We start from the raw sequence: 546 nt of genomic DNA, 5'->3' as shown, positions 1-546 counted from the left end.
CCGCCAACTGTAGAACAGCGCGCATACGAGCAAGGGTTTAACTGTAAAATGGCTGCGGACAACGAACGGTTAACGGTCGGATGCAGCGAATTGTTAGGCCGAATTCTTTATATGAATGCTCCAGCCTGCAGTGAAATCGAATATACCGAATTACTGGTCTCTCGAAAATCAAACAGCAAGAACGAAGAACAGAGACATCCACTGCATTCATGCTTAACTGGATAAACAGGGTTGTCCCCAGAAAGCTGAAATGTCTCAGCTATAGTCCTGCGCAGGTCATCGTCGTCATAATCGACCTTCCCCCATGCGGCATTCAACATTCGCACAAAGACCACCTCCTGGCGCGCTCCACAGCTCGGACAGCCAAAAACGAACGATGCCGTGTCTGTCTCGGAACCTGTAAAGAATGGCTCTCGATTCTTTTTATCGCGGAATATTTTCATTATTGCCTAACGTATAATTCGGCCGCCAACTGTAAAACACCGCGCATACGAACGCAGATCATAACTGTAAAACGGCCTTCGACCAAGAACGGTTAACGGTCGG

At 48.2% G+C, this 546-nt stretch carries 1 protein-coding gene; it reads left to right on the top strand.

The window, feature by feature from the left end:
* Window positions 1-225, top strand: a 225-nt coding sequence (locus JO972_RS16750; RefSeq protein WP_309491237.1) for a hypothetical protein, incomplete at its 5' end; no start/stop codon positions are given.
* Window positions 226-546: the final 321 nt, after the last annotated feature.

It is taken from the genome of Oceaniferula flava (assembly GCF_016811075.1).
GTDB lineage: Bacteria > Verrucomicrobiota > Verrucomicrobiia > Verrucomicrobiales > Akkermansiaceae > Oceaniferula > Oceaniferula flava.
Note: the sequence above shows the minus strand (reverse complement) of the source record. Positions and strands in the feature narration are given on the sequence as shown.